The sequence below is a fragment of the Parasutterella excrementihominis YIT 11859 genome (genome assembly GCF_000205025.1).
Lineage (GTDB): Bacteria > Pseudomonadota > Gammaproteobacteria > Burkholderiales > Burkholderiaceae_F > Parasutterella > Parasutterella excrementihominis.
Window position 1 is genome coordinate 145393 of record NZ_GL883687.1, and the last position, 23413, is coordinate 168805.

Here is a 23413-nt window from a genome sequence, read left to right on the forward strand (position 1 = left end):
TCATGCTGCAGCAGGCATTTATCGGGCTCGGCGCAAATCTCGGCGAGCCCGAATCCACTCTGAAGGAGGCAGTGCTTCGAATTGCCGATATTCCGGGCGTTCGCTTTGTTCAAGTCTCTTCTCTTTATAAAACGGAGCCTATTGATTCGAGCGGTCCCGATTACACCAATGCAGTCCTTGAGATAAAGACGGAATTATCTCCCCGCGCATTGCTGGCACAACTGCTAGCAATTGAATCCGACCTGGGACGTGTACGTCCGGCAGGCGTCCACAATGCGCCCCGGACGATTGATTTAGACCTTCTTACCGTCGGAGAGCAGCGCTCCGACGATCCATTTGTTCTCCTTCCTCATCCGCGCATGACGGAGCGGGCCTTCGTGTTAGTTCCTCTTGCAGAGATAGCGCCGCAGTTTAATATTGCTGGAAAAGGTCAGGTTCATGTCTTCTTGGCTGCAACAGCTGACCAGCGAATTAACCGATTTAAATCTGCCGAGGAGTGGTTCGGCAATTTAGGAGAATGCAATGGATCAGAAAACGGAACGCAAGCCTGTTAGACTCAGCACCATCAAGAAAATGTACGAAGCAGGGGAGCCGATTGTGATGCTTACCTGCTATGACGCAACTTTCTCTTCCGTCGAAGATGAAGCCGGTGTAGACATCAAACTCATCGGAGACTCTCTCGGTATGGTGATGCAGGGCCATGAGACAACGCTTCCCGTGACCATTGATGATATGGTTTATCACACCGCCTGCGTGGCCCGCGGCAATAAATACGGACTGGTTTTAGCAGATATGAATTTCGGCAGCTACCTCGTCAATGAAGACGAGGCGGTAGCCAATGCCGTCAAACTTATGCAGGCCGGCGCCCATATGGTTAAATTCGAAGGCGGTGTCGAGGTTTGTCCTTTGGCTCGCCGCTTAACGGCCATGGGCATTCCCGTTTGCGGACACGTCGGATTTACGCCTCAGTCTGTGAATGCTATCGGCGGCTACTTTGTTCAGGGCAAGACTAAGTCCGGAGAAGAGAAACTTTTAGCCGACACCTTGGCTCTGCAGGAGGCCGGTGCATCCATGATCGTGCTGGAAATGGTGCCCGCAGATGTTGCCAAACGTGTGACAGAAGCTTTAAGCATTCCGACAATTGGTATCGGCGGAGGGCTAAATTGCTCCGGTCAGGTTTTAGTATTACAGGATCTGCTGGGAATCTTTCCCGGCCGTAAACCGAGATTTACTAAAAACTTTATGGAAGGAGCCGCAAGCATTAAAGAAGCCGTGGCCAATTACGTGAAAGCTGTTAAAAACCGCAAATTTCCGGCGCCCGAGCACTCCTTCTGATTTTTTGAGAAAAAATGAAAGTTGTTCATACAATCGAAGCTCTTCAGGAAGAGCTCAAGGGGAAGAAGAACATCGCTCTGGTTCCGACCATGGGCAATCTTCATGAAGGTCATCTGCACCTGATGCAGGAAGCCGGCAAGTACGGCGACACGGTGGTAGCGTCGATTTTTGTTAATCGTCTGCAGTTCGGACCCAATGAGGACTTTGATCAGTACCCCAGAACGCTGGAAGAGGACTGCAAAAAGCTCGAAGAACAGGGTGTCGTTGATTATGTCTTCGCGCCGAGCGAAAAAGACATGTATCCGCAGCCCCAGACTTTCCGAGTTAAGCCAGACCCTAAACTCGCCGACATTCTTGAAGGGTTCTATCGTCCGGGATTTTTTGAAGGCGTCTGCACGGTCGTCATGAAGCTCTTCTGCATCGTGCGTCCCGATGTTGCCGTTTTCGGTAAAAAAGACTATCAGCAGCTGACGATCATCAAAGAGATGGTTCGTCAGTTCGGCATGCCGATTCGCATTATTCCTGCAGAACTGCAGCGCAATCAAGAAACGGGTCTTGCTCTGTCTTCCCGCAACCGTTACTTGAGCGCACAAGAACTGCAAGACGCCACACTGCTTTACAAGACGGTTAAAGGCGTCAAAGACGCGCTTGAAGCAGAAACGGCTGATCCGGAAGTGTTGGAAGAAAGAGCAATGAAGATGCTCGACGGCCATGGCTGGATCCCTGACTATGTTGCTGTTGTTCGGAGAAGCGACCTTCTTGCGCCCACCAAAGACGACTTGATCAATAAAACGCCGTTAGTTGTTTTAGCGGCAGCAAAAATCGGCACCACACGTTTGATCGATAACGTCGAAGTTTTTTAACGTCCGGGACACGGCTCCCTTCAAAACTCTGATTGGGAGTAAATTCGCTCAGCCTTCCTTTGAGAGGCTGAGCGAAATCAAAGCTGAGAGCGCTTCAGCATAATTGTTCCGGCTCCCTTAAGAAAGCTTTTGAGCCGTAGAGAAAAGCCTTCGAATCTTCAAATAATCTCTCCATCGAGATCCTCACCTTAGACTTTTTGGCAGAAAAATCATCTCTAGATCTAAGAAGGAGAGATCTATGAATAGGAGAAAAATGTTGTTGAGTACGCTCGGCAGCACGCTGGCGGTAAACGGGGTTTCGATCGCGGCCGCGAGTACACCGCCTCTCTTCCAAAGAGAATCTTTGCCGCAAGAATTTTCTAAAGTAATTTCCCCGGGAAAGTTGAGAATTCTCGTTCTTTCCGGAAGTCCTCATAAAGACGGGACTACTAATTTGCTGGCGACTAATTTCGTAAAGGGTGCTAAGGAAGCAGGCCATGAAGTCCGTCATGTTAATACGTCTTTTGAGGATATTAATGCTTGCCGAGGCTGTTTTTTCTGTCTCAAAAACTCAGGCCAATGTCTTATCCGTGATGATGTTCCTGCAATATTGCACCTTATAGAGCAGGCTGACGTCGTAATTTTTGTAACTCCGATCTATTACTACGCGATTCATTCGTCTTTGAAAGCACTTTTGGAGCGATTTACCTCACGGAGGACTGACTTCATGAAGATGCCCAAAAAGATGGGGCTTATTGCAGTTTGCGGCGGTAAGTTTGAATGGAGTTTTGATTCTATTAATGCCCACTTTGACTCCTTAAGCAGATATCTCGGATGGAAGGATATCGGCAGAATTGAAGCAAGGGGATATCCGACAAAAACTGATATCCAGAAAACGGAATATCCGAAGCTGGCCTATCAATTTGGTTTTAATCTAAGCTAAGGAGAGCATATGAGTAATTGGTTGTTGCGTTTTGTATTTGTTTTGTTCACCATTCTCGCGGGTTCGGCTGCAATTGCTAAGGACCTTCCTAAGGAGGAACAGATGATTGTGCGAATTGCTGAAATTCAAGTAGATCGGTCCCAGCTAGAGGAATACCTCAAGCAGGCAAGAACCGTCGGAGCAGAGTCCGTGTCGAAAGAGCCGGGTGTGATCGCGATTTTTCCGATGGTAGAGAAGCGAAACCCGGAACAAATCCGAATTGTGGAAATTTATAAGAATGAGGAGGCATATAAGGCTCATCTGCAAACGCCCCATTTTTTAAAATACAAAACCTCTACATTATCCATGGTCAAAAAATTAGATTTAGTGGATATGACACCCCTTGATGAACAGGCAATGCCTTTGATATTTAAGAAGCTCTCTGCTCATGAGTAATTACATTACTTCTAATTTTTCTAACTTAATTTTCTCCTGCTCAGTGCCGAGCCAGTGGCACATGGAGCATCGGGTTACCGATCACTGTGTGGTATTTGTTCGGCAGGGAAAACTTTTGATTTCAGATAAGGGAAGGACAGAGGAAATTCCGGCTGGGTCTTGTGTTTTTTTAAAGAAGGACTGCAGTGTTAGGCTTGTTAAAGCTTCTTTTGCTGGGAAAAATTACGAAGGCCTCAATATCCGTCTTCCTCAAAACATACTAGAAGACTATTTTCAGAGACATTTGAAGAATAATGAGTTCTCGCAAGATTTTACCGGGTTGTCCAATTGCTTCATGAGATTGAACAGGACACTGTGCCTGCAAGGATTATTGTCTTCCATCATTCTGTTCGTTGAAGAAGGCCAAGACCCTGGCCAGAAGATGACAGAATTAAAGGTAGAGGAATTAATTCTTGATTTGCTTCAGACCAATATTCGCTTTTTCCCGACGCTTTTTGATTTTTATCGAGATTGGAATGTAGATTTAAAGGAGTTCATGGAGGATCACTTTACAGAAAATCTTTCTTTAAGTGAGTTTGCCTCTTACTCGGGCCGAAGTCTAGCAACTTTTAAGCGGGATTTTTTAAAAATCACAGAGTTGTCTCCCGCTAAATGGCTAATGACCAGACGTCTAGATCTGGCCGAAAACTTATTGAAAGAAAATAAACTCTCCATAAAGCAAATTTCATATTCTGTTGGCTTTAAAACGCCCGCGCACTTCTCAACTGCATTTAAAAAACGTCACGAAATGACGCCTTCGGAATATCGAGCTTCGAACACAGGCTGCAATTAAACTTTCAAAAGCCGAAGACAACCTGATTTCACAATTCACAGACGAAATTGATTGTTAACTAATGGATTTACCTAGGGGTTCACAGGATTCCTGCTTAAAAGCCGCCCAATGTGGGTTCGACTGTGGCATGATGATCAGAATGGCCGCGACGTGTACGCGGTGACGAATTCTTCTATTGGAGTCTATTAAATGTTGATGAAAAAGCTGCTTTGGACAGCGTGCGCTGCAATCGCATTGACTGCTTCCGCCGGAATTAATGCTGAAGAGTATGTCGTTGGAACAGGCGCGACTTATCGTCCTTTCGAATATGAAACACCGCAGAAAGAGCTCGTCGGCTTCGACGTTGATTTGATGCGTGCTATCGCCAAGGCTGAAGGTTTTGACGTTAAGTTCATCAACACACCGTGGGAAGGCATCTTCGCCACTGTCGATAAAGGCGACCGCGACATCATCATGTCCGGTATCACGATTACCGACAAACGCAAGCAGGTTGTTGATTTCTCCAAACCCTACTTCCTGGCTCATCAGCTGATCCTGACCGACAAGTCCGTCAAGATCAACAAGCTTTCCGATCTCTCTAAAGGCAGTGTGGCTGTTGTGAGCGGTTCTGCCGGTGACGTTGCTGCCTCTAAGGCATTCGGCAAAGCTTCTACAAGAATTCGTCGTTTTGACAACACTCCGCTTGCTCTCGAAGAACTAAATCAGGGCGGTGTGGTCGCCGCAATCGGTGATATCGGTGTTTTGGCTTTCTATGCCCGCAACAACCCCGACAAGCACTTCAACATGACTCGTGACCCTGCTTTCGAAGAACAGTACTTCGGCATTGCTGTTAAGAAAGGTAACCAGAAGCTGATCGATAAGATCAACGCCGGTCTCGAAAAAGTGATCGCCAGCGGTGAATACAACAAGATTTATCGCAAATGGTTCGGTACTGATGCACCGAAACTTCCTCAGTAACAGGAACTAACCAATGAAATTGCCCGATCTACATGGTCGGGTAATTTTTAAATAAAATCTCGGGAATTTTTTAATACCAAGGAGCGAACGTGGGCGGATTTCGGTACGAAGTAATTACAGAATATTGGCCTCTCTTCTTAGAAGGCGCCAAGATGACCATCCAAATTACGGTGATCTGTGTCACCTTGGGTGTGATTTTGGGTATGGCTTTAGGCATGGCCCGACTGGCTGATGCAAGACATTCCCCTTGGAAGCAGATTCTTAAATATTGTGTTCGCTGGCCGGTGACGGTTTACGTGAGCTTCTTCCGTGGAACGCCTCTTTTCGTTCAGATTCTGCTGATGCAGTTCGCGATCCTTCCGTTCTTTATTCATCCGACCGAAGGCCTTTTAATTTCCGGTGACCTTGCCCGTGAGATTCGTTCCACATACGGTGCGATGCTCGCCGGCATCGTAGCCATTACATTGAATGCCGGTGCTTACCTTTCCGAGGTTTTCCGTGCCGGTATCCAGTCTTTGGATAAAGGGCAGATGGAAGCTGCCCGCTCCGTCGGTATGACTTACTGGCAGGCCATGTTCCACATCATCCTGCCGCAGGCTTTCCGCCGTATGCTTCCGCCGTTGGGCAACAACGCGATTGCCATTTTGAAAGACTCTTCTCTGGTTTCTGCCATCGGTTTGGCTGAACTGGCTTACGCCGCACGTACCGTTGCCGGTGCAACAGCCCGCTACTGGGAACCGTACATCACGATTTCTTTGATGTACTGGGTCATGACTTTGGGTCTGGCTTACCTCGTGAAGAAGATGGAACAACGCTTGGGTAAAGGAGACGACAACAGATGAGCGACAACAAGACCGAACAGAAACCGGTTATCCGTATCGAAAATCTGCACAAGTATTTCGGAGATAACCAAGTCCTTCGCGGTATTGACCTCGAAGTGATGCCCGGAGAAAAAGTCGTGGTGTTAGGACCGTCCGGCTCCGGCAAGTCCACAATGCTTCGCTGCATCAATGCATTGGAAGAAACCACCAGCGGCAAGATTTATGTAAATGATGTTGACATCACTTCTCCGAAGACCGATATCAATAAAGTTCGTGAACATCTCGGAATGGTGTTCCAGCGCTTTAATCTCTGGCCGCACAAGACCGTTCTTGAGAACGTTGCCTTGGCACCGAAACTCGTCTCCGGCGTCAACAAAGCCGAGGCCGAGAAGAAGGCCATGGAAATGCTCAAGCGCGTCGGTTTGGCTGAAAAAGCCAACGCTTATCCCGCAAGCCTTTCCGGCGGTCAGCAGCAGCGTGTTGCGATTGCTCGAGGCTTGGCAATGGGGCCGAAGGCTCTGCTGTTTGACGAACCGACATCTGCGCTTGACCCGGAACTCGTGGGCGAAGTGCTGAAGGTGATGACCGATCTGGCGAAATCCGGTATGACGATGGTTGTGGTTACGCACGAAATGGGCTTTGCCCGTGAAGTGGCCGATCGCGTGATCTTTATGGACGGCGGCGTGATCGTCGAACAAGGCAAGCCGGAAGATGTTCTTCTGCATCCGAAGGAAGAAAGAACTCGTACTTTCTTGAAGCGCGTTCTTCCGGCCTCAGAAGAACAGAAATAGTTCATCCGTAATTTTCCAAATAGCTCGCTCTCGAAATGATTCCGAGCTATTTTTACGCCTGAGCTTCCTTACGTGAAGCGAGAAGCCAAACCGCTGCAAACACCAGCACGCCTCCGACACCTTCAGCGGGAGTGAGCGGAGCACCGAGCAGAGCGACGGAGAGGACAACAGCCGTGATCGGCTCAAAGCAGCTCAAGAGGCTGGCCGAGGTCGCTAAGATCATCTTGAGGCTCGATACATAGAGCAGGAAAGAAACCAAAGTTCCGACAACAACGATATAGGCGTAGAAAAGCGCCGACAGCGTCGTCCAATTGGCTTCTTCAATTGCCCACGGCGGAAAGAAGATACTCATCACAATGCCGCCGACCGTCATGCCGCCGCCGACCACAATGGTAACGGGGATTTTCTTAAGAACGGCATTCGGCTGGATGTTGCTGGCGGCGCCGGCAACCGAGGAAGCAAGACCCCAAAGGACGCCCGTTAGAGAGAGTGAAACGGAGTCAAAATCTCCTTTGGTGGTAATCAATACAACCGCTATGATTGCCAGCGCCGTGCACGCCATTTCACGAATCTGAGGTGCGCGATGCTTTACAAAAATGTCCCAGATCGTCGTAAATACCGGAATAGTGGCCGCGAGGATGGCGGCGGTGCCTGCATTGCTGCACTGAATCGCCAGGAAAAACGTCAGCTGCGTGAGCAGTACGAGCACGCCATAAAGAAGGATGTCTTTTGCTACGCCGGGTTGGGAGAAATACTTCAGAAGCGAGCGGCGCATAAAGAAGTGTTCGAACATCAGCAGGAGCGCCCCGGCACCCAGAAGGCGCCCTGCGACTAAATCGCCGACGGCAAAGCCGGAATCTTCCATCAGCACTTGTGCTGCGACACTCATTGAACCCCAGCAAATGCCTGCACTGATCGCAAAACAAATTCCTTCGGTTTTCTTCTGCATAACCAAGTCCTCGTTCAAGACTTGAGAATAAGCGGATAATGGCGAGCGTACCGATTAAGTTGTGAATTTCACAAGTTACACCGATGCGACCTTCCCTCAAAATCGAAACCTGGAACCTCCTCTCGGAATTAGGCAGAACGAAAAGCCTGGCTCAAGCCGCAGAACGTTTAGATATGGACCTTCCTGCGGCATCTCGTTTGGTCTCTTCGTTAGAGAAAGAATTGGGAGTCGAGATCCTCGATCGAAAAAGAAAACCGGCGCAGATCGTCACGAAATCGCTGGAACTGTTTTCCGAAGCCGACCGCATAGCGCGCCAATATCAGCGTCTGCTGAAAACCGCCGAGTCCATCAAGCACCAAGACACGATTAAGCCGAAGCGGATTTTGAAAGTGAGCTTGCCGGCGAATATCGATCGCAGTGCTTACTTGAATGCGTTTTCAAATTTCGAACGCAAGCATTCGGGGCTGCGGGTTGAAGTGCTGATTGATGCCGGGGAGGATGGTTTATTAAACGGCGCGGCGGATGTGGCTTACTTCGGATATCGGCCTACAAAAGAAGGCATCGCATGGATCCCAGCGGGACACAACGTTACGTTTCTCATGGCGTCTCGCAGCTACCTTCGCCGGAATGGAACTCCTCAGAGCGTCCAAGAACTTCGAAACCATACCCTTCTGTTGAGAAACTCTTCCAATCGCTCTTTTAGTCGGCGCTTAGAAAATCGAGACGCTGTCTTTGAGATTGAATCCGATGAAAAAGTGCATTTTGAGGACGCTTATTCCTGCCGCACTCACTTGATTGCAGGAGAAGGCATATCGGTAGATTTGGTACCTTCTTTTGTCGCTGATGAGCTGATGCGAGGCGATATTGTTCCGGTGCTTCCCGGCTGGCACCGCCGTCCTTGGGAGATATGCGTCTGTAGAAGAGATTCGGATCATTCGCCGTTAGTTTCTGAAATGGCGGATCTCATTGTTGAGAATTTCAAGAAGCACACGGTCGACAGCTGGATGTTTTGGTATCGGTATTTCAGTATCCCGTTGGAATCGGTTGTGTTGCCGGCAGTGGATTAAAGCTTGTCGCGGAACATGAAGTAGGCGGCGCCGAGCATGCACAAAGAAGCCCACAGATAGTCCAGTTTCAGAGGCTGCTTCATGTACAGGAAGGCAAACGGAACAAAAATGCTCAATGAGATGACTTCCTGAAGGATTTTGAGCTGGCCTAAGGAAAGGCCGGAGAAGCCGATGCGGTTAGCCGGAACCATGATGCAGTATTCGAAGAAAGCGATAAGCCAGCTGGAAATAATCGCAACCCACAGCGGAGAATTTCCGAGATTTTTAAGATGTGCGTACCACGCAAAAGTCATGAAACAGTTTGAGAGAAGAAGCAAGGCAGCTGTTTTGTACAGAACCGGAATCTGAGAAAAGAACTGGCTTAGTGTCTGCATTTGGCAAAAAGAAAAATCAATTAAAGCGTTTGCAGATTATAGAAATCGGAGCATGGGTTTGCCTGAGTCCTCAATTGGCTTTGTCTTTAGGCCTGCTGAAGCCGAGAAGAACGACAGCGATAAGGACCATCGCCGCACCTGCGAGCATGAAACCATTCATCTTTTGCGAGAAGAAAAAGTATGAGAGCACGATGGCCGTTAACGGTTCAACGGTTTCAAGCACACCGGTGATGGTCGGAAGAATCTTGGAGGCGCTCACGATGTAAAGCGTGTAAGCAACGATATGGCCCATGATCGCAACCCATAGCACGCTCAAGATAGTCAGAAAGCTCCATTCAAGGCTGACTTTCCAAAACGGATAGTAGAGGTTGCAGAGAATCGTGGTGAACAGCATGGCCCAAGTCATGGCGATGAGCGGTCCGACCTTCCGAACAATAGTGCGGCTCTGGATCGTGTAGGCGGCACTAAAGAGCGGCGCGCCGAAGCCGACCAAAAGCGTCAGCCATCCGAAGGACAGCGTCGAGAAGTTTCCTTTGGTCATCATCAGACAAACGCCGATAAGCGCTAAAGCACAGCAAAAGATCTGCGAAGCAGTCGGCATCACGGCCGCAAACAGCAGGAGCCCCATGATACAGAAAGGCCGCGTAGCGGCGATAACTGCTGCCGTTTCTGCGTTGGAGTACTTCACACAAACATAGAAGCTGACCTGCGTGAGAAGGACCAAAACGCCAAATAGGAAGAACTGAAAGACGTTTTGTTTGTCAGCTGCTGCAAGAAAGGTTTCTTTCGGTCTTGTGGCAAGAGAAATACCGAAAAGCGCAACCGTCGTAACGACCATCGTTAAAGAAATGAATTGCGCGGGCGCCATGCGGACCGTGTGCAATAGGTATTGAGCAGCGATGTCCATAGTTCCCCAAAAGAAACCGGACAAAACGCCGCAAATGACGCCGAGTGTTCGAATATTCATGTTCGCCTCCGATGTTGTGGTTATAGTTCCTGAAAACTTCTGATCTATCGTGGACGAATAAATTTGAGCACAGGGACTAACTAAATTTGCTCTCGGATACTTAGAATCTTGAGAACGAATTTTTGTTTTGAAAGGATGAGCATCGTGCAAGAAAACCGATACTCTCGTCACGAACTCTTGAAAGAGGTCGGAGTCGAAGGCCAAAAAAGAATCTCGCAAGGCCGTGTGCTAATCATCGGCGCCGGCGGACTAGGGTCACCAGCCTCTCTGTATCTGGCTTCCTCAGGTGTAAAAAAAATCACGATTGTGGATTCCGATACGGTGGATTTAACCAATCTGCAGCGCCAGGTCATTCACAATGTGGAGCGCTTAGGTATGAATAAAGCCGAAAGCGCAAAAGTCTCTCTGGAAGCCATAAACCCCGAGGTTGAAATCGTTCCGGTAGATCACAGACCGACTCTCGAAGAATTGGAGAAGCTTGTTTCCGAATGCGATGTCGCTTTGGACTGTACCGACAATACCGAGTCTCGCTACATCTTCAATGACGTTTGCCGACGTTTCAAAAAACCGCTCGTTACGGCCGGAGTCGTGGCTTTCGACGGTCAAATCACGGTCTTCGACTTTAGAGATCCTGAGTCGGCTTGTTATGCCTGTCTTTTTCCGAACCATGAAGGCAAAGACGAGAAGGCTTCCACCAAAGGCGTTTTTGCACCCCTAGTGGGCATGCTTGGGTGTATGCAGGCCGCCGAGGCTCTTAAAATTATCGGGAAGTTCGGCGAGCCTTTAACAGGTCGTCTGTTAATGGTGGATGCCCGCACGATGACATGGTGTCAAATGAAATACAGACGCGATGATGAATGTCCGTGCTGCTCACAGGGAAGATAAACAATGAAAGTTAAAGTTCTTTATTTTGCTTCTTTGAAAGAACGTCTGCTGAAAGGCGAAGATACGGTTGAAGTGCCTGAAGATGTAAAAACCGTGGAAGATCTGATTAACTATCTGTCTGAGAACGACGCAGCGCTTAAGGCTGCTTTTGAAGAAATGCCTCGTCTGCGCTTTGCCGTGAACCAAGAAATGGCCAAAGAATCGACAGTCTTGAAGGACGGCGACGAAGTGGCCTTCTTCCCGCCGGTTACCGGAGGTTAATACTTTAGAAAGCAGAAGGGTCCGTTGTAAACGGCCTTTTTGCGGAGATTTTTAATGACAGGCGCCGGGCTCCGTCAAGAGATCGGAACGAAATCGCGGTTGACCGCAGCATTCAGGTTTGTGATCACGATTTCGGCAGCGCTCCTGTTGTCTGGTCTTTTCCATAGCCCCCAATTAGGCGGTTTTGCCGCCTTGGGGGCTTTTATGGCTCTGCTGAGTGATACCGAAAGCGACTTGATTTCGCGTCTCGGCGGTGTTGCCATTACCTTCATCGGCGTTATGTGCGCTGCACTTCTCGGTGTCGTGCTCAAGAGTATGGAGTACGGCAAATGGCTCGTCATCGGACTGGTGTGTTTCGGTCAAAGCCTGATGACCTTTGCCGAGAAATTCTGGTGGCTATGGGGAAAATATGTTCTGGTTTTTCTTCTGATTTCGATATTCGATTTCACACCGGACTTGATGGCCTTCGTCGGCTACTTCATCGGTTTCAGCCTTGCGATGGCGGCAATCGTGCTCGATCACTTCGTTTGGCGCTACGAGAAGCTCTCGCTCCGCCCGATGGCACAGCTCAAGCTCGTGGAAGGCGGCAACCGCAACTCTTATGCGTATGCGCTCATTTCCACTGCTACCTTGATATGTGCTTTGGGCTGTTCATTCCTATTTGATTTTTCCGAACCTGGATGGGTCGGAATCACGGCGCTTTATTTATTAAATTCCAACGTGGCTGCGGGCTATAAACGAGTGGTCCAAAGAATTCTCGGAACACTGCTCGCTTACTTCTTAGTCATCCTTATCTTTCCGTATATTGACGATAAGTTTGTGCTCGGTGCGCTGATCGTGGCGTCTTCCGCGGGTATTCCGGTATTTGTCGGCGGGAACTACACCTGCATGACTTTCTTTATCACTTGCTACATCCTTTTTGTATTGGACTGGCTGATGCGTGCATACGGAGGAGACTATTCCATCCTTATTTGGAGGATTTGGGACACGCTGATGGCGGCAGGGTGGGTCGCACTCGGTCTTGGCGTACTTTATCTGTGGGAAAAGAGGCTGAAAAAAGCCGGTGTTGAGCCCCGTATCCCAAGAAACGAGAATTGACAAAAATTGACCTCCAAACCAAAATTAACCGTTTGAGGAAATTAAAAGTTCTTCACAGAAAATCACATAATCAGGAACGATTCCATGGCTGACGACAACAAGACAACGAACGCAACATCAACCGCAAAACCTGCTGCAGCAGAACCGACCAAGGCGGCTGCTCCGGCAGAAGCAAAACCCGCTGCTAAAGCACCGGCAAAACCTCGCACCGTTAAGGCTCCGACGATCCGCAGACCGGCTGTACGCCGCACCGCAGTTAAAGCGGCTGCCCCTGCCGCTGCAGCAAAAGAGACTTCTCTGAAGGAGGTTTCTTTAGACGATCCTTCTCTGTACATTAACCGCGACATCAGTTGGATTGAGTTCGACCGTAAAGTCCTTGAAACAGCAATGGATCCCGAGATCCCGCTGCTCAACCGTGTTCTCTTCTTGTCCATCTTCTACAACAATCTCGACGAATTCTTCATGGTTCGCGTGATGAACGTTCAGAGACAGGCCAGAAGCGGAGCCGAACCGACCGGTCCGGATAAGATGCCGCCCGCTCGTCAGCTTTCCGAAATCCGTCGTAAAGTTACCGAGATTCTCGAAGAAGCTGAAAACCTCTGGATTGATACGCTCAAACCCGAGCTCGAGAATAAAGGCATTCGTTTCTCTAAGTACTCTGCGCTGAACGCAGCACAGAAGAAGGAAATGAACCGCTATTTCGACGAAGATATTTTCCCGGTTCTGACGCCTCAGGCGGTGGACAAAGGTCGTCCGTTCCCGATGATCTCCAACACCAGCCTGAATTTCGTGATGGAGCTCGAAGCAATTGAAAGCGGTATTTCGGTTAAGAACCGTTTTGCTCGTTTGAAGTGCCCGAATAACGTTCCTCGTTTCCTGTTCGTTTCCAATAAAGACAACACCGTTACACCGGATCTGTCCTACGCCACCACTGAAGGTGTGATTGTTCTGACTGAAGATTTGATCGGCAACCGTTTGAATACGCTCTTCCCGGGATATAAGGTTAAGTCTCAGGGTCTTTTCCGTATTACTCGTAATACGGACGGTGAGATCGAAGAAGACGAAGCTGACGATCTGCTCTCTGCCGTTCGTGACTATGTCGAACAGCGTCGTTTCGGTTCAATCGTCCGTGTCGAGATTGAAAAGGGCATGCCGCAGCGTCTACAGGACTTCCTGTATGAACACTTAGATCTTCATCCGAACCAGTTCTACCGCTGTCGTGTTCCTCTGGCCTTCTCCGAATTCGGCCGCATGATGAAGATTGACCGCCCGTCTCTGAAGTATCCGTCCGATCATCCGAAGACACCGAAGGCTTTCGAACAGGGCCGCAATTGCTTTGACGAGATCCGCAAGCGCGACATCCTTGTCTACCACCCGTATGACTCGTTTAACTGCGTGTTGGAATTCTTGAAGCAGGCAGCTTTGGATCCGAACGTTGTCGCTATTAAGCAGACGCTTTACCGCTGCGGCAGCGATTCTCCTGTTGCTAAGGCTCTTCTTGAAGCTCGTCGCCGCGGCAAACAGGTGACCGCCGTCGTTGAGCTGAAGGCTCGGTTCGACGAAGAGCAGAACATTAACTGGGCTGAAGAAATGGAACGCAACGGTGTGAACGTTGTGTACGGTTTTGCCGGCCTCAAAATTCATGCCAAGCTCTGCTTCGTTGTTCGCCGAGAAAAAGGCAAACTTGAGCGCTACACGCACATCGGTTCCGGTAACTACAACGCTGCTTCGGCCAAGATCTATACCGACTTGGGGCTCTTCACGGCCAATAAGGATATCAACGATGACGTCCAGGATCTGTTTAATGTGATGACCGGCTACGGCGTAGTCAACCACTATCGCAAGCTGCTGGTTTCTCCGCACACCTTGCGCCCCGGCATTACCAAGCTGATCCGCCGCGAAATCGAACAGCACAAGAAGCACGGCAACGGCCATATCATCATCAAGTGCAACCAGCTGGTTGACTATGAAATGGTCAAGGTTCTTTATGAAGCCAGCCGCGCCGGTGTGAAGATCGAATGTATCGTTCGCGGTATCTGCAGTCTGCGTCCCGGTTTGCCCGGCGTTTCCGATACGATCACGGTTCGCTCGATTGTCGGACGTCTCTTGGAGCATGCCCGCATCTACTATTTCCACAATAACGGGGATGAAGAGATGTACTTCGGCAGTGCCGACTTGATGACGCGTAACCTGAACGGTCGTATCGAAGTGCTGACGCCGCTCCTGCAGGAAAATCTGCGCAATAACGTCATGAATCAGATCGTGATTCCTCAGCTGAAGGACAACATTCACGCCTGGGTTATGAACTCCGACGGTTCTTACACCAAGTTGCAGCCTAAGAAGGATGAGACGGTGTACGACAGCCAGGAAGAGATTGCGAAGAAATTAAATCTCATGAAGAAATAATCTTCTGATGCGTTAACCACAAAGCTCCCGCGGTTCGATACTCGGGAGCTTTTTTGGAGTAGAGAGACATGACTCGAGACACTTCATCGCTTCAGGAAGCAAAGATGCTCCTAGAGGTTCTGAAGAGAATCCCTCTGAACCGAAAAATTTCCACGACGGATCTGCACCAGCAGCTCACGGCGGCAGGTTACGAATTGAGCCGCAGAACACTTCAGCGCTACTTGAAGGCTCTGTCTGAAAGCGATATGGGCGTACAGTGCGACGATAAGTCCAAACCTTTCGGCTATCGGCGTCTATTAAATTCCAATGACTTGGATCGCGTAGGGCTTGGTGCTGACGGCGCGCTCCTGCTTTTGCTTGCTCGAGAGCACTTGCGCTATCAGATGCCGCCGGACCTCACAAATTCGCTGTCCTATCTTTTTGATGCGGCGGAGAACTATATGCATACGGCTTCGGGATCGTCACCCGAAAAACGTTGGCTCAGCAAGGTTCGCTTCGTGAGCGGAAGTCTGCCGCTTTGTCCGCCGATGATTCGTCCCTTGATATTTAATAAAGTTTCTGAGGGCTTATTTAAGCAGGTCAAACTCGATATTGTTTATTTCAAAAGCGAGAACGAAGAAGAGGTTCAGCTGCGTGTATCTCCGCTGGGCCTCGTGCAGCAAGATGTCCGGCTGTATTTAGTCTGCTGTTATGAAGACACGACGCAGATTAGAAACCTTGCTCTGCACCGTATTAAAAAGGTTGAGCTGACCACCTTCATTGCAGAAGAGCCGAAGGGTTTCGACTTGCAACAGTACGTCGACAGAAGTCCGTTCAATTACGGCAATGCACAAAAGGTATTGCTGGAGATGGTATTTAAAAACCGTCAAACCGCTTTGATTCTCAGAGAGACACCGTTTAATCGGATGCAGAAGCTGGAAGAGAGAAGAGACGGCACGTTTAAATTAACAGTAGAAGTTGCCGATACAGTTTTGCTCACCGGATGGATCGAAGCCTGGCGAGAGAAGGCCGGCATTATTTCGGTAAAGAAAACGCCGATCCAATAGACAACAAAAATCCCGCTGCAGCAGCGGGATTTTTGTTGAAGATTCAAGAAGAATTATTCGCGGTCCGTGCGATAGAAATATTTCTGATGACGGCTGTTTCTTCTTTGATCGTATGCGTAACGGATCCAGGCTTCAGAGAGAGATTCTCCGTCTCTCCAATTGAAAGTACGAACGCCTGCCCAAAGCTTCGGATTCCACATGGGTTCGTCAGGAATGCGGATGAACGCATTTAAGCTCGGATATTCCTTAGGGTTCTGTTTCATCATGACGGTCTTGCAGTCGCGCACAAAGTTGCCGTAGAAGTCGTCTACGAAGCGGTCAAATTTGGAGAAGTCGATTGTGACGTCTTTGCCGCCGTTCGGAGAGGGCTCAACGAGGAGAATCGGAGAACCGGTGCTGTTCTTAGCGAGGCGAAGCGTGATGCCGCCGTAGGTTTCGTAAACGCTCTTGGAATAATCCGGAGTTGTTTGGAAGAAATCCTCGGCGATCGGATTTAAACGGGGTTTGCGAAGCCAGGGCTTGTTCGGGACATTCGGTCCGGAAACAACCATGGTGCGCGGATCGGCGAGAACTTCGGGCGGAACATTCAAATCTTTGGAATGAACCATTTCCTCGAAAGCATGCTTGTCTGCATTTTTCTGCATCAGATCGAGGATTGCCCAAACTTCAGGAAGGTTTTCTGCAGGCAGATCGAACTCATCAACATAGCCGAACTTAGCGCTTTCTTCCTTGTAATTCGGACGCTGATCCAAAGCATGCATTACTTTCCAAGAACGACCTTGAGAAGCGGATGGAATCGGCCATTTGGGTTCTTCATGTTCTTGGCCTTCAGAGGCCGTATCCATCCGAAGTTCAGTTTCCGTGTCGTAGACGGGAACCTGATAAATATTCGGGTTGTGTTTGGGTGGCTGAGGTCTGTTTTCCTGCGCTTTTTGGGCCTGAGCAGAAACAACCGCGTTGTCTACGGCGCTCTGAATAAACGAGTCGTGCAGGGCCTTTTCATTCTTACTTGCATTTCGGCCGCGCATCGTTCTTTGGAAGAGAGAGTTTCTGCGGTTTCCTTTGTCGCGTTGCTGGAAGTTTTCGCGTCGGCTGTTGTTTGAAGAAAATTCGGAATGAGAAACGGGCGTTTCAAACGCGGGATCTTTGACTTCCGGAGCCGGACGGGTTTCCTGAACGGCAGGTTCGGGCGTCGGACTAAAGACTCGCGGCTCGTTATTGAAAGTCGGCGCCGGTGCTGGTGTCGGAGAGGCCAGTGCAGGAGTGACAGGTGACGGAGCAGCAGCTTCTGCGGTTTCAGGCGGACGTTTCTTTAATTGGAGTTTCGGTCTTCTAGGGGCTTCAGCGGCCGGAGATTCAATAGGAGAGGAAGTTTCTACAGGGGTTTGTGTTGTCGGAGCCGTCTCAGCTGCTTGTGTAGCCTGGGACTGAGCGTTTGCGATCGCCGTTGCTTTTGTCTTTTCGTAATCTTTTACCCAATTGTATAGGCTAACAATATTGATGCCTAAGTCAGCAGCTACGGCAGCCGCCTTTTCTTTGCCTTCTACAACTCGCAGAGCTGCATGATGTTTAAATGAAGGATCAAAAGTTCGACGTGTTCTTTTTTGTTCCATAAACAGCGTTTCTTAAGTATTGCCGTCATTGGGAAGTTTTCTATCCATAAGCATTAGGAAAACGGCTTTCGATTAAATAAAAAGGAAAGACGAACGGGAAATCGAAACGTTAATAAAAACTTTCGTAGAGATAGACGGCGACGTGTCTTCGGGAGGAATTGTACCTTTATTTAGGTAAAAAGAGTTTAAAAATTAATCAAAAAACTGCGTTATTTCTTATTCTGGGCTTGATTTTCTGAGATTACAGGGAGGTCTCAAAATCAAGCGGAAGAGTTCTTAAAACAGAAAGTTTCCTTTCGAAGAGATTGATTTCCTAGGGAAACCACCTAAAAAATCACTCGTTTTTATGTATGGTTCCTCTTCAAAATGACGCCATTCTCCTTTTTGCTTTTATTTAGTTTTATTAAATATCGTTATGACAACTAAGAACTCAGTCTTTGGGAAGCTGACTATTGCAGCAGCCCTTTGTTCTTCTGCCATCATGTGCGCATCAACCGCTTCTGCCGCCGGCTTCCAGCTGACCGAACAAAGCGTGGCAGGTATGGGTCGTGCTCACGCCGGCGCCGGTATCATCGGTGATGACGTTTCTGCGATTCACTTCAACCCTGCCGGCATGACCCTTTTGCATGGTCTTCAGACGACTGTGGCAGGCACGTATGTTTCCTTGGATATTGATTACAAAGGGTTGAACGGTGCAACAGAAAACGGTCGTGATAAGCCGGCCAGTATTCCTGCCGCATATCTTTCCTATCAGGTGAACGACTCTTTATGGTTGGGTTTAGCGATTACTTCTCCTTATGGAATGCGCATTCGTTACAACAACGATTGGGCTCAAAGAGAACGCGGAATCAGCGGTTCTGTGACAACAGTTGACATCAATCCGAGCATCGCTTGGAAAGTAAACGAGTACGTAAGCATTGGCGGTGGTGTTTCTGCTCTTTGGACGCATTCCAAGATCAAGAGCGGAATCACGAAGGGGTATCAGCTTGGGAATGTAGGTGTCCCATTGGGCGGAGAGTTTGAGTACAAGGGCTCTGATTGGATGTTTACATACAACCTTGGATTGATGGTGAGCCCGACAGAAGATTTGCGTTTCGGAGTGTCCTACCGTTCCTCTGCCCATGTGACTGCACGCGGCGATTACTACATTCGTGGCAATGCATTAATGAATGGTGAGGGGGATGGTAAAGGTCGTCTTCAGACACCAGAAACCGTTTATATTTCTGCCACTTGGAAACCAATTCAGAGGTTGAGACTCTCCGGTTTAGCTCGCTGGGCAAACTGGAAAAAATTTGAAAACATGCGCTTCAGCATGGATAACTTGAATAATCTCCAACCATCTTCTGAGTCTGCAGGCCTAGTTCAAGGCCTCCCTGATAAGTTAAAGCCGATGGTGCCTTACGCGATGGGAGTAATCCAACATAAATTAGGAAATGTCAACATCGAAAACAATTGGAAGGCGGCCTGGTTGTTCTCTCTTGGCGCTGACTTAGATATTACTGATCAGTGGACGATTCGCGGCGGTATTGCACTGGAGACGGACCCGATTAAGCATCAACAACTCAGAACGGCTTTGATTCCTGACACCAAACGCTTGTGGCTGACTTGCGGCTTGTCTTGGAAACCTACTCCTAAATGGCAGATTGATATGGCTTATGGTCATATTCGCGGGATCGGACACAGAGACCTTTACGCAAGCGCTGAAAGCAACGTGAAGGTTGGCAAGTTTGAAAAGATGAATGCATGGATGGCCGGCGCTGCCGTCACCTATCGCTTCTAATTTCAACTGTTTTCCTCGACAAAAAATCTGGCGACAGCCGGATTTTTTGCTTAGTGGCGTGGATATCGAAGCAATAAGCTGATAAAGACAATGGCGGAAATAAAGCTCAGAACGCTTCCTGGAAGGGCGCTGAAATTTGCAAATCCGTAATGCCTGATTGCTTCGCCGCCAAGGAAAGCACCGATCGCATTAGCGCCGTTGTAGGCGATCTGCCCTAAGGCCGCAAGAATTACCTTAGCGTCTCCCGCTCCGGCAATAATCAGTGCTTGCATTGGGCCGGCAATGAAGAAATAGCCGAAAGCGGCAAGCGCCATGGAAGTTAGTGCAATCCAAGCAACGTCGGAGTAGAAGAGAGCGCCTAAGACGGCGATGGCAATCAGCGTTTGGCCGACGCAGACCAATGCAACATCTGAATAATATTTTGTCAGCGGAGCCGAAACGATGTTTCCGATAAACATGGCAGCTCCTGCTAAGAACATGATCAAGGTCATGGACGCAGCCGGCATGTGAGCAACCGTTGCCATGATCGGGTCAACGTAGGAGTAGTAGGCATAGAAGCCCGCGCTTCCGATAGCAACTCCGGAAAGAATGAACCAGGGATGCCAGCTTTTGAGCGTTGAAAGCTCGTTGCTGAGGGGCTTCTTAACAACAGGCATTGAGGGAAGCCAGCGAGTTAAAGCTAAGATTAAAAGTAATGCTAAGACAGCAATAAACCCGAATATCAATCTCCAGCTCAAAGCAAAACCGATTAAAGAACCGAGCGGGACGCCGACTAAGTTGGCAGAGGTTTGACCTAAGACCATTAAAGTAACGTCACGGGAGGCTTTGCCCGGATCGGCCAGGCGTTCACATACGACAGCACTTAAAGCAAAGAAAATTCCATGAGGAGAGCCCGACACAAAGCGAGCCGCCAGCATCATGATGTCGTTCTGAGCAAGAGAAGCACCTAAATTTCCGCAAAAGATCAGACAGGCTGCAATTAGAAGTGTGGTTTTGAGATTGGCGTTGCGCCCGAATGCTAAGAGACCGACGATACCTGCGCAGACGCCTGCTGCATAAGCAGAGATGTAAAGGCCGGCTTGAGGGATCGTGACGTGGAAATCATTAGCGATTGCCGTTAAAACCGGTACGATTCCGAGTTCAGCGACGCCGAGACAAAAGGTTCCGATGCAAAGCGCTGCGATATGTTTATTAAGCTGCATAGTATTTTCTTGATGATTGGGATTTACTTTATGCAAACTCACGATAAAAAATAAAAGGCCTGCTCTAAATCGGGAAAGAAGATTCAGAGCAGGCCGAAGCTTTAGTGAAATTATCAGACAGCAGCCATTAATTCCACTTCAAGTCGGTAGCCGAAATGCAGCTCTTTGACAGGAACAACGACTCGAGCCGGTCGAGCAGATTTGAATCGCTCGCTGTAAAGACGATTGATTTCGGGCCAATCATTAAGATCGGCAATGTAAATGCGGCAGTTCACAACTTTATCTAAAGAACTTTCGCATTCTTTAAGGATTGCTTCAATGACGTCGAATACGGCGTCAAATTGTTCCTTGACGCTGGCGCCCGGTTTCACGCGCATCGGGAGAACGCCGGAAACATAAGCGGCGCCGTTAAAGATAACGGCATGCGAATAATGGCCGTTGGGAGGCGGCAAAGAGGAGAGAATGACCTCTCTCATAATGAAACTCCTTTCGGCTGCCAGCCGTAGATGCGGTTCCAAATATCTACAATCTTGCCTTTGCGGACAACGAAGTACTGAGGATGCTGAGCCGCCATGGCGCAAGCATGATTCGGAAGAATTCTGAGACGAGTTCCGATCGGGAAATCTTTCGGATCAACTAAGCGGCCGTCACGGTGCGTAATGATTCCGTGTTCTTGGTTAGCGGAAGCGACGATAAGATCATCAATCGGGTTGCCGTCGATGTCGCAAACCAAACCGTATCCCTGATCGACAGCCTGGGCAGCGGTGCCTCGGTCGCGGGAAAGAGCCATCCAGCCGCCGTCGGTGATGACCCAGCCTTTTTCTTTTTGATGTCCTGTAACTTCAACTAGCAGCGACAAAGCGATTTGATCAATCGTACAAACTTTCAGTCCTGCCATCACGAGGTCAAAGAGGCAGTAAACGCCGCAACGGACTTCAGTAACGCCTTCCCAAGATTCAGCAAAGACGGCTGTGGGTGTGGAACCTGCAGAGATAATCTTCGGTTCAAATCCGGCTTTACGGAGGCGATTGGCACAATGGACAAGAGAATCTCTTTCGTTTTCCTGAGCCTTGAGGCAAGCGGCCTGTCCTACACATTTATAGGAATCGCCTGCGTGCGTAAGAACGCCTGCAAAATAAGCTTTGCCTTGAAGAATTTTTGCAATCTCGATCAGATCGTCAGAGTCGGGCTTAACGCCGGATCTGTGTCCGTCGACGTCGATTTCAATCAGGACAGGGCAAGGGATCTTTCTTTCTTCGCAATAAGCGCTGAATTGTTCTGCGGCCTCTTTATTGTCAAGGATAACTTTCAAGTCGCAGCCTGCTTCTCTTAAGTTCACGGCGCGTTCGAATTTTCCCGGCGAGATGCCGACGGCATAAATGAGATCGATCACGCCGAGATTAAAGAAATACTCCGCTTCCAATAAAGTTGAAACGGTTGCAGGTCCCGATGGGGAAGTCATTTGAGTTCTTGCAAACTCAATGCATTTACCGGTTTTGAGGTGAGGACGGAGCGCTACATTCAGACGTTCTGCTTTTTCCTTCATCCAATTGCAGTTCCGAGTGAACTTGTCTAGGTCAAGGAGAAGGGCCGGGGTTTGAACGGTTTTGAGATTCACGATTGCTCCCAGAGATTGTTTATTTGATGGCAGTCATTTTAGAACAGCCTCAGAGGCTGGAGGAAGGAGCAGTTTTCGCTTAAGTGAAAACAAGGAATTTATTAAAGACTAGAACTGATTTACCGGCTTTCGTTGAAAAGCGTTGCGAGCTGGAAAGACGAACTGGATGCCGATATCTGATCTAATTTGTTGATTTTTAAGATGAAAAACCGAGCAGTTTGAGCTCGGTTTCGCGGAATCTTTGGTGCCTAGGGAGAGATTCGAACTCTCACGCTTATTAGGCGGGGGATTTTGAGTCCCCTGTGTCTACCATTTCACCACCTAGGCATTTTCTCTGTGGTGCCGGTAAGAGGAGTCGAACCTCCGACCTTCGCATTACGAATGCGCTGCTCTACCAACTGAGCTATACCGGCACACAGGAGATGCGATTATATAGAAAAAGATTTTTTTGTGCAATTCTTTGGCGGAGGGAGGGTGGCCAAAAGAAGGTCGGGAATCGGGATCTGGACCTGCTCTCCTAAAGTCGCCATTAATCAAGACACGTCAGAATTTTTGAAAAAATTAACGATGAAAAAACGACTGAATGTCTGAAGTTTTAGTATTCAAAAAAAGCTTTCGGATACTTAACTTGTCCCGCAGCTCGTGAGGCTGCGCCCGGCGTTAACTCCTTTACCATACAGAACTCAGGCTGAACCTCAAAAGGAAAAGTAATGCCGAAATTTTCAGCCTTTTTGTAGCCGAACCTCGGATAGTAATCTTTGTGTCCCAACACCAGTATGGTTTCGTAATTCAGCTGACAAGCGCGTTTATGAGCTTCTTTTATCAGAGCGGCACCGATGCCTTGCTTCTGAAACTTCGGACGAACAGCCAGTGGAGCCAGACTCAAAGATGGCATGGAAGTCGAATCTGACAGAATTTCAATCTCAGTCAGCAAAATGTAGCCGACGAGTTCGTTTTGTATCCACGCAGTTAAAGATAACTCAGGAATGAAACCCGGAGAAGAAAGCAGTCGTGTGACTAAGAATTGTTCTCGATGATTGCTTTCTTGCACAGAGGCAAAAGCCTCCTCAATCAATCGGTATATCGCCGGCAGATCATGAGCTTCTTGCTGCTTAATCGTGATCGAGTTGTTCTTCATCTTCCTTCTTAACGCTTCCGCTTCAGATTCGAATGATACTGAGGAAATCAAAT

Annotated in this window: 24 protein-coding genes and 2 tRNA genes; 16 read left to right on the plus strand and 10 right to left on the minus strand. The window is 48.7% G+C overall.

The features are described from left to right. The first annotated feature begins 2 nt into the window (after positions 1–2). The 9 genes from folK to HMPREF9439_RS03260 all read left to right on the plus strand — a co-directional run bounded on the left by folK (position 3) and on the right by HMPREF9439_RS03260 (position 6956). Positions 3–554, plus strand: coding sequence for a 2-amino-4-hydroxy-6-hydroxymethyldihydropteridine diphosphokinase (gene folK, locus HMPREF9439_RS03220; protein WP_008863690.1), 552 nt, complete (start codon positions 3–5; stop codon positions 552–554). Next, positions 523–1335 (plus strand): 3-methyl-2-oxobutanoate hydroxymethyltransferase, encoded by an 813-nt coding sequence (gene panB, locus HMPREF9439_RS03225; protein ID WP_008810692.1) that lies wholly within the window; start codon positions 523–525, stop codon positions 1333–1335. The genes folK and panB overlap by 32 nt, the downstream gene beginning before the upstream one ends. 14 nt (positions 1336–1349) lie before the next feature. After that, positions 1350–2198, plus strand: a complete 849-nt coding sequence (gene panC, locus HMPREF9439_RS03230) for a pantoate--beta-alanine ligase (protein ID WP_008863691.1) — start codon at positions 1350–1352, stop codon at positions 2196–2198. 238 nt (positions 2199–2436) lie between these two features. Next, positions 2437–3120, plus strand: a complete 684-nt coding sequence (locus HMPREF9439_RS03235) for a flavodoxin family protein (RefSeq protein ID WP_008863692.1) — start codon at positions 2437–2439, stop codon at positions 3118–3120. A gap of 9 nt (positions 3121–3129) precedes the next feature. Beyond that, complete coding sequence (locus HMPREF9439_RS03240; protein ID WP_008810695.1) at positions 3130–3555, plus strand: antibiotic biosynthesis monooxygenase family protein; 426 nt, start codon at positions 3130–3132, stop codon at positions 3553–3555. Then, positions 3548–4387, plus strand: coding sequence for an AraC family transcriptional regulator (locus HMPREF9439_RS03245; RefSeq protein WP_040603375.1), 840 nt, complete (start codon positions 3548–3550; stop codon positions 4385–4387). The genes HMPREF9439_RS03240 and HMPREF9439_RS03245 overlap by 8 nt, the downstream gene beginning before the upstream one ends. Positions 4388–4576: 189 nt before the next feature. Next, the gene (locus HMPREF9439_RS03250) at positions 4577–5344 is read left to right on the plus strand and encodes a basic amino acid ABC transporter substrate-binding protein (protein WP_008810697.1); all 768 of its coding nucleotides are present in this window, start codon (positions 4577–4579) and stop codon (positions 5342–5344) included. Positions 5345–5433: 89 nt separating this feature from the next. Then, the gene (locus tag HMPREF9439_RS03255; protein WP_008810698.1) at positions 5434–6186 is read left to right on the plus strand and encodes an amino acid ABC transporter permease; all 753 of its coding nucleotides are present in this window, start codon (positions 5434–5436) and stop codon (positions 6184–6186) included. Beyond that, on the plus strand, positions 6183–6956 hold the full coding sequence (locus HMPREF9439_RS03260; protein WP_008810699.1) for an amino acid ABC transporter ATP-binding protein: 774 nt from the start codon (positions 6183–6185) through the stop codon (positions 6954–6956). The genes HMPREF9439_RS03255 and HMPREF9439_RS03260 overlap by 4 nt, the downstream gene beginning before the upstream one ends. A 52-nt stretch (positions 6957–7008) precedes the next feature. On the opposite strand, the gene HMPREF9439_RS03265 is transcribed toward HMPREF9439_RS03260, so the two are convergent. Then, complete coding sequence (locus HMPREF9439_RS03265) at positions 7009–7905, minus strand: DMT family transporter (protein ID WP_008863694.1); 897 nt, start codon at positions 7903–7905, stop codon at positions 7009–7011. Between the two features lie 83 nt (positions 7906–7988). Between HMPREF9439_RS03265 and HMPREF9439_RS03270 the strand changes: the two genes are divergently transcribed. Then, positions 7989–8972, plus strand: a complete 984-nt coding sequence (locus HMPREF9439_RS03270) for a LysR family transcriptional regulator (protein ID WP_008810701.1) — start codon at positions 7989–7991, stop codon at positions 8970–8972. Here the strand turns inward: HMPREF9439_RS03270 and HMPREF9439_RS03275 are convergent. Both HMPREF9439_RS03275 and HMPREF9439_RS03280 read right to left on the minus strand, forming a co-directional pair. Next, positions 8969–9346: a DMT family protein gene (locus tag HMPREF9439_RS03275; RefSeq protein WP_008863695.1), complete on the minus strand. Its 378-nt coding sequence runs from the start codon at positions 9344–9346 to the stop codon at positions 8969–8971. The two genes, HMPREF9439_RS03270 and HMPREF9439_RS03275, sit on opposite strands and share 4 nt — an antisense overlap. A gap of 70 nt (positions 9347–9416) precedes the next feature. Then, positions 9417–10313, minus strand: a complete 897-nt coding sequence (locus HMPREF9439_RS03280; protein WP_008863696.1) for a DMT family transporter — start codon at positions 10311–10313, stop codon at positions 9417–9419. Between the two features lie 135 nt (positions 10314–10448). Here HMPREF9439_RS03280 and HMPREF9439_RS03285 point away from each other — a divergent pair, with 135 nt between their 5' ends. From HMPREF9439_RS03285 to HMPREF9439_RS03305, 5 genes are all read left to right on the plus strand, one after another. Continuing rightward, positions 10449–11198: a HesA/MoeB/ThiF family protein gene (locus HMPREF9439_RS03285; protein WP_008863697.1), complete on the plus strand. Its 750-nt coding sequence runs from the start codon at positions 10449–10451 to the stop codon at positions 11196–11198. A gap of 3 nt (positions 11199–11201) precedes the next feature. After that, positions 11202–11459 carry a molybdopterin converting factor subunit 1 gene (moaD, locus tag HMPREF9439_RS03290; protein WP_008810705.1) on the plus strand — a complete coding sequence of 86 codons (258 nt, stop codon included), beginning with the start codon at positions 11202–11204 and terminating at the stop codon, positions 11457–11459. Positions 11460–11513: 54 nt separating this feature from the next. Further along, the gene (locus HMPREF9439_RS03295; protein WP_008863698.1) at positions 11514–12557 is read left to right on the plus strand and encodes an FUSC family protein; all 1044 of its coding nucleotides are present in this window, start codon (positions 11514–11516) and stop codon (positions 12555–12557) included. An 84-nt stretch (positions 12558–12641) separates the two neighbouring features. Continuing rightward, positions 12642–14963, plus strand: coding sequence for a polyphosphate kinase 1 (gene ppk1, locus HMPREF9439_RS03300; protein WP_008863699.1), 2322 nt, complete (start codon positions 12642–12644; stop codon positions 14961–14963). Positions 14964–15031: 68 nt separating this feature from the next. Next, positions 15032–16009 carry a helix-turn-helix transcriptional regulator gene (locus tag HMPREF9439_RS03305; RefSeq protein ID WP_008810708.1) on the plus strand — a complete coding sequence of 326 codons (978 nt, stop codon included), beginning with the start codon at positions 15032–15034 and terminating at the stop codon, positions 16007–16009. Positions 16010–16062: 53 nt separating this feature from the next. Here HMPREF9439_RS03305 and HMPREF9439_RS03310 read toward each other — a convergent pair whose 3' ends face one another. Continuing rightward, positions 16063–17622, minus strand: coding sequence for a transposase (locus tag HMPREF9439_RS03310; protein ID WP_008863700.1), 1560 nt, complete (start codon positions 17620–17622; stop codon positions 16063–16065). A gap of 415 nt (positions 17623–18037) precedes the next feature. Between HMPREF9439_RS03310 and HMPREF9439_RS03315 the strand changes: the two genes are divergently transcribed. Then, entirely contained in the window at positions 18038–19402 is a 1365-nt protein-coding gene (locus HMPREF9439_RS03315; protein ID WP_008863701.1) for an OmpP1/FadL family transporter, read from the plus strand. Between the two features lie 50 nt (positions 19403–19452). Here the strand turns inward: HMPREF9439_RS03315 and HMPREF9439_RS03320 are convergent, their stop codons facing one another. From HMPREF9439_RS03320 to HMPREF9439_RS03345, 6 genes are all read right to left on the minus strand, one after another. Next, the gene (locus tag HMPREF9439_RS03320) at positions 19453–20604 is read right to left on the minus strand and encodes an MFS transporter (RefSeq protein ID WP_008863702.1); all 1152 of its coding nucleotides are present in this window, start codon (positions 20602–20604) and stop codon (positions 19453–19455) included. A gap of 113 nt (positions 20605–20717) precedes the next feature. Then, positions 20718–21080 carry a RidA family protein gene (locus HMPREF9439_RS03325; RefSeq protein ID WP_008863703.1) on the minus strand — a complete coding sequence of 121 codons (363 nt, stop codon included), beginning with the start codon at positions 21078–21080 and terminating at the stop codon, positions 20718–20720. Next, entirely contained in the window at positions 21077–22222 is a 1146-nt protein-coding gene (locus HMPREF9439_RS03330) for an alanine racemase (protein ID WP_008863704.1), read from the minus strand. The genes HMPREF9439_RS03325 and HMPREF9439_RS03330 overlap by 4 nt, the downstream gene beginning before the upstream one ends. Before the next feature lie 242 nt (positions 22223–22464). Continuing rightward, positions 22465–22549 (minus strand) — tRNA-Leu (locus HMPREF9439_RS03335). A 10-nt stretch (positions 22550–22559) separates the two neighbouring features. Next, positions 22560–22635: transfer RNA gene (locus HMPREF9439_RS03340), tRNA-Thr, on the minus strand. Between the two features lie 182 nt (positions 22636–22817). Continuing rightward, complete coding sequence (locus HMPREF9439_RS03345) at positions 22818–23360, minus strand: GNAT family N-acetyltransferase (RefSeq protein WP_008863705.1); 543 nt, start codon at positions 23358–23360, stop codon at positions 22818–22820. Positions 23361–23413: the final 53 nt, after the last annotated feature.